Source organism: Pinirhizobacter sp., assembly GCF_035317885.1.
In the GTDB taxonomy this organism is placed as follows: domain Bacteria; phylum Pseudomonadota; class Gammaproteobacteria; order Xanthomonadales; family Rhodanobacteraceae; genus Pinirhizobacter.
Map to the genome: position 1 here is coordinate 1 of NZ_DATHFX010000374.1, position 6,026 is coordinate 6,026.

Annotated in this window: 3 protein-coding genes; all 3 read right to left on the reverse strand. The window is 65.1% G+C overall.

The genetic code is table 11. The annotated features are described in order from the left end of the window. Positions 1-2,923 (reverse strand): translocation/assembly module TamB domain-containing protein (locus VK519_RS12310; RefSeq protein ID WP_324350166.1); only part of this gene is annotated, 2,923 nt, incomplete at its 3' end. Continuing rightward, complete coding sequence (locus VK519_RS12315; RefSeq protein ID WP_324350167.1) at positions 2,920-4,686, reverse strand: autotransporter assembly complex protein TamA; 1,767 nt, start codon at positions 4,684-4,686, stop codon at positions 2,920-2,922. The genes VK519_RS12315 and VK519_RS12310, both read right to left, overlap by 4 nt. An 88-nt stretch (positions 4,687-4,774) precedes the next feature. Next, positions 4,775-6,026 (reverse strand): glycosyltransferase family 2 protein (locus VK519_RS12320; RefSeq protein WP_324350169.1); only part of this gene is annotated, 1,252 nt, incomplete at its 5' end.

Sequence of the window (6,026 nt, forward strand, 5' to 3'; positions counted from 1 at the left end):
CGATGCCTTGCTTGTTTTGCTTGACGGTGAGCGCCGGCGAGATCACTACCTGTGCGGCGGGAATGTCCACCGCGGTGAACTGGCTGCCGGTGATCGCAAGCGTGGTCCCGGTGCCTGTGCCGATCCCCGCGGAGCCTGCGATGGTGAGCTCGCCCTTGCCCGAGTGCACGCCGCCGTCGATACGGAAAACCTGCGCATCGGTGGTGGAAAGGGTGAGGCGCCCTTGCGAAAGCTTCAGGCCGGCGGATGGCACTTCGCCGGAGAAATTTTCCAGGGCCGCCTGGCCGGTGACGGCGGGCTTGGCCACGGTGCCGCCCAGCTGGAAATTCCCGTGCAAGCGGCCCTTGGCGTCGGCAAGCTCGGAGGTGAAGAGTTCGATCACACCAAGATCGGTGAGGTCGATGCCCAGCTGGCCAGACAGCGCCTGTTGCGCACCGCTCACCGTGACATTGCCTTGCAGCCTGCCGCCCTTGTCGAGCGTAGCGGCCACGACCAGGTGCTGCGTTGCCGGCGAAAGCTGGGCGGAGGCGGTGAGGCCGTCGTAGGTCACCAGGGGCTGGTCCGGGTGGTCGTTATAGGCCACCGAACCATGCGCCGAGCGGATGTCGGCCTGGCCGCTCAAGGCGCCCGCGGCGCTGCGCCGGATGGCGCCATCGCCCTCGAGCATGCCCTCGGCGCGGATCGGCATGTTGGCATTGCCCGCCAAGCTCATCAGCAGGGCCAGCGGCACCTGGCGAAGCCTGTAGCTCGCATCGAGGTTGCCGGGCTTGTCTTGCTTGGCGGAAACGCACAGGGAAGGATCGCCCGCGGTGAGGCAGGCTTCGCCAAGGCTTGCCGCGCCGTCATTGAAGTCCAGTGCTGCCGGTCGCGCCAGGCGCCAGCGCGGCATGCCGGCGAAATCGAGATCCAGCGTGGCAAGGCTGCCGCTCCAGTGTTTGCCCTGCAGCGAACCATTCAAGGCCACCTCGGTGGAGAGGGGCTGCCCGTGCGCCACCACATGAAGGTCGTGGCGTTGCGCATTGCCGCCGGCGTCCACGCGCACGCTGTCGAAAGCCAATCCCTCGGCGGACACACCGTTGGCCACCACGTTGAGCTTGCCACCCGGAGTGGTGACATCAGGCACGTGGGCTTCAACCATCAGTCGCTGGATCTTCTGCCCGGCATACACCACGGCCTGGCCGTTGAGCGTGCCGTCGACGCTAAGCTTCGGCCAAAGCCCCTTGACGTTGAAACGGCCATCGACCTTGCCGCCGGCGTCGGGCAGCCAATCGCCGAGTGATGCGATGGCCAGGCGTACGTCGGCATCATTGGCCGCGTCGCCCCGCGCGTCGATGCCGACGGTGCTGTTGCCGGAATTGAGCTGCAGCTTGCCGTTGACCACGCGGTTGGGTTTGAGAGTGAGTTCGCCGCTGCCGCCCACTTCGCGCTTGCGCACGGTGCCGGTGAGTTTGCGAAGGTCGAGCGTGCCGTGCGGCCCGGCCTTGGCAAGCACGCCCTCGGTGCCCAGGTCGAAATCGAGCGAGCCGTCGTAGCCCGCGGCCAGCTGGCCGGGGTCGAAATGCTCCGCTTTGGCCTCGAGCTTCCACGCCAGTTCCGGTTGCAGGGTAAGCGTGCCGGTGGCGTCCAGTTTCCCCTTCGCTTGCAGCACAGTGAACGCGTTGAGTGCGATGCGCTGGGGCGTGCCGTCGATGTTGAGCGCGAGCTTGGCAAGCTTGCCGGGCGGACCGACATCCACCGCGCCTTCCACATGGAAGGCATCGGCACTGCCGCGCGCGATGACCTTGCCCTGCGAGGCCAGTTCCTGGCCGGCGAGATCGGCCGGGAGCAGAAGGTTGGTCCAGGCCAGGATGAGGTTGGCGGACACGGGGCTCGCGCCAAGATCCACCGTGCCCGACGCCTGCAGCGCGCCCTTGAAGCGGTCGGTGGCGAGGTTCAGTTGCTCGAGGGTGAGTGTTTTGTAGTTCTGGTCGAAGTGCGCGCGCAGGGGCGTGAGGCGCAGGTGGTACTCGTTGACGTCGGCGTCGCCGGTGAGGTTCGCGCCGTAGCGATTGCCGCTGCCCTGCACGTGCAGGCCCAGCGCGGTGAGTGAACTTTCCCCCAGCAATGGCTTGGGATCGAACCGCGGCGCGTCGATCTTCGCCGTCCACGCATAGTCGCCCGACTGCACAAGGTCCATGTCCACCTGGGCGAGCGTCGGCTCGGTAACGCTGATGGAAAGCTTTGCCTTCGCACCATCGCTGTGCGCCACGACCTTGCCGGCGTAGCGCGTATCGCCCACCTGCCAGGACACCTTGGCCTGGCCATCGCCGCGATAACCCTTGCCAACGGCCAGGGTGCCGGCAAGGTCGGCCTGGCCGTCGGGCGCGCGAAGGACGAGCTGGTGTACTTCGATGCCTTTCTTCGTCCATGACGCGGCGAGGTCGAGCGTGTCGGAGGCGAAGAGCGGCTTGCCCTCCTGGACGATGGTGACCTTGCCCACGTGTGCCTGGTCCACCTGCATCACCACGGGCGGCTCCAGCGAGAACGGCGCCGGGGCTTCGGTGTCCGGTTGTGGTGCGGGCAGCGATACCGATACGTCTTCCACGTCAAGGCGGCGTACGTGCACCGTTCGGCCGAGCAGGGCGCGGAAAGCGTAGTCGACTTCGATGCTGCCCACGGTGACTTGCGTGCCCTTGCCATCGTCGTAGCGGACGTTGGTGAGTGTCAGCGGACCCAGCAGGCGGCCATCGGCCTGGCCCACCTGCAGGGCGCCAGCAGTGAAGCCCTGTGCACGTGCCAGCGCGAAGGAAAGCCCGGACGTCGTACCCAGCAGCCACCAGGCGAAGGCAGCCACCAACACCAGCAGCATGCCCAGCGCGAACAAGGCGAAGCGCCACCAGCGACGGCGGCGTGGCAAGGGGGCGCGGGCGACGGTATCGGTCATAGGTCGGGCCCGATCACCACGTGCAGCTGGATGCCGTGCTCGCGGTCGTTGCGGATGGGCGTGCCCACGTCCACGCGGATCATGCCCACGGGGGAAAGCCATCGCACGCCCAGGCCCGCGCCGATCGCCGGGCGGATATCGGTGCCTGAGAATGCGTTGCCGGCGTCGACGAAGGCCGCCATGCCCCAGTTCCTGGTGAAGTAGTGTTCCACTTCGTTGCTAGCCACCAACAGGTTCTTGCCGCCGATGACGCGGTCGAAATCGTTGCGGGGACCTAAGCTTTCGAAGCCATAGCCACGCACCGAGCGGTCGCCGCCGGCGAAGAAGCGCAGCTGCGGCGGCAGATCGCTGAAGTCCTTGGTCGTGGTATAGCCGGCTGTACCGCGGACGATCCAGCGATTGTTGCCGGCGAAGCTGCGGATCCACTTCCCGTCGGCCAGGAACTGGGTGAAGCTGGTACTGGAAAGCACCGTGCCCACGGTGCTGCGCGCGGTGAGCGTTACCGACCAGCCACGCCGCACGAAAATGGGGTTGTCGCCGGATTTTCGCGACAGCGAGATTTCCGGGTAAAGCAACGTGCTGCGGCCATGCTCGATGCCGATGGTGTTATCCGTCTCGCCACCCTTCTTGCCCACGGTGAAGGTACCGGTGAGCGCGTGCACGCCGATCACCCGCGTCCAGCCGTGCCAGAGCTTGGTTTCATTGGCCACGAGCTCGAGCGTGTGCGCGGTGGAGGTGGTGGTATCGGCGTCGCGGAAGGTGGCGCCGAAGTTGAAGCTGCGCTGGTCGGGGCCGGGCATCGGGATGGTATAGAGCGAGGTGAGCGTTTTCAGGCGTTGCGCCGCCACGATCTCGTTCTTCCACTTGTGGCCGCGGTCGTTCACCCAGCGCTTCTCGATGCCGCCGCGAAGACCCACGCCCGTATCGGTGCCGATGAAGGGGCCGCCGGTGTAGATGGTGCGCGGCGCCGGCGCCAGTTCGACATTGACGTTGACCTCGCCGTTCTTCGCGTTGTCGATATCGGGCATCACGTTCACCACGGAGAAATAATCCGCGCCGTTCAGGGCCTGCTGCAACTGCAGAAGTTGGTCCTGCGAGAAATAATCGCCTTCGTGGAAGGGCAGGTAGCGGTCGAGGAAACCATCGCGGAACTGCGAGCCTTTGAAGGCGATGTGGCCAATGCGATAGCGCTGGCCGGTTTCCCAGGCGAGGGTGATCACGGCAGCGTGCTCGGCGCGGGTAATTTCCACCGTGTGCCTGGTGAGCCGGGCATCAAGGTAACCGCTGGAGGTAAGCATGGCGCCGACGCGGTCGCGGGCGCCTTCATAGACACCATCGTCCATCACCTGGCCCTTCAGGTTCTTCACCCCCGTGACGGCGCCGCGGATGCGTGGCAGCCTGGCGACCGTATCGTCGATGCTTACATTCACCTCGGTGATTTTTACCGGGGTATTAGCTTTCACGTGCAAGGTGACGCGCCAGTTGTTGCCTTCCTGCGCGATGTCGCCGGTGACTTCCGCCTCGTAGTAGCCGTAGGGCTTCAATCCTTCACGGACCTGGTCGGGGGCTTGTTCATAAAGACGCCGCACCTGGGCCGCGGTGACGTCGCGGCTTGTGTACTGGCTCAGTGCCACCGCGTTGATCACGGCGGGCTTGAGCGTATCGTCGACGCCGTCCACCACCAGTCGCACTGCCGCGTGGGCCCAGGCGGGCAACAGCAGCAGCGCGGCGGCGAGGCAAAAGGGGCGGATGGTGCGGCGCATGTTGCTAGGTCTTCTCTCCTTGGCGCCGACCTGAGGCGGGCATCGTTAACGGTACCGTGCCCGCCTTCCTTATTCCATGCAATTAATCTCAGCCTGCAGCGTCGCCTGACTTGTGCGCGATCCATGCACCAACCGTGGCTGAAACATAAGGGATGGCGGATGCAGACAGGATGAACATCCACAGGATGCTCTCAAAGTATGCCGTGCCGAAGGCCTTGGCCATGCCGGTCACGGCCAGGGCCAACCCGAACACCATGAGCATTTCCTCGCGCACGGGGGTGAACGCGGCAAAGCTGGATTCGCCCAGGCGGCGGCTCTTCGCGGTAACGATGAACGCCGTCTTCTTGCGTGTCAGGCCGTGGATGATGCCGCGGGCGATGGCATGGGAAAGGCTCATGCTGGCCAGCGACGCCATCAGGGTGTCGCGCCAGCCGCAAGGCACGCGCGCTCGGTAAAGCGTGAAGCCAAAAATCGCCTTGGCGAAGAAGAATCCGATCACCGGGATCAGGAACAACTGCATCGGCAGGTTGAAATATTGCGGGAAGGCGACCATGCCCGCGGTCCAGAAAATGGCCATCAGGGTGAACATCAGGTGCAGCGCATCGGCGAACCAGCTGAACCACCCGGTGAGGAAATGGAAACGCTGGCCGGCCGACAGCGGACCGCGGCGTGTCATCCAGTGCCAGCGTCCCTTGAGGATCTGCATGGCGCCGAAAGCCCAGCGGTAGCGCTGGCTCTTATAGGCCTTGAAGTCGGCGGGGGTAAGGCCCTTGCCCATCAATTCGTCGACGTAGATCAGTTCGTAGCCAGCGTGCATCAGCCGCAGGCCGAGCTCGGCATCCTCGCAGATCGTCCATTCCGACCAGCCGCCGGTGCCTTCCAGCGCCGAGCGCCGCACCATGGTCATGGTGCCGTGCTGGATGATGGCGTTGCGCTCGTTGCGGTGGTGCATGCCGATGCGGAAGAAGCCGTCGTATTCCCATGCGGTCATGCGGCGGAAAGTGTTGTTCTCGAACTCGCGGTGGGCCTGCGGGCACTGCACCACGGCTACTTTCGGATCGTGGAAGTAGCCAGTGAGGCTGGACAGCCAATCGGCGCGAACCGCATAGTCGGCATCGATCACGGCCACCACGTCGGCGCGGGGGTCGGTTTCGGTCAGGCCGAAGTTCAGCGCGCCGGCCTTGTAGCCGGGCCACGGTTCCAGGTGGAAGAAGCGGAACCGCTCACCGAGTTTCTCGCAGTAGTCCTGCACCGGCTTCCAGACATCCGGGTTCTTGGTGTTGTTGTCGATCACCAGCACTTCGAAATTGGCGTAATCAAGGTCCGCCAGGGAATCGAGG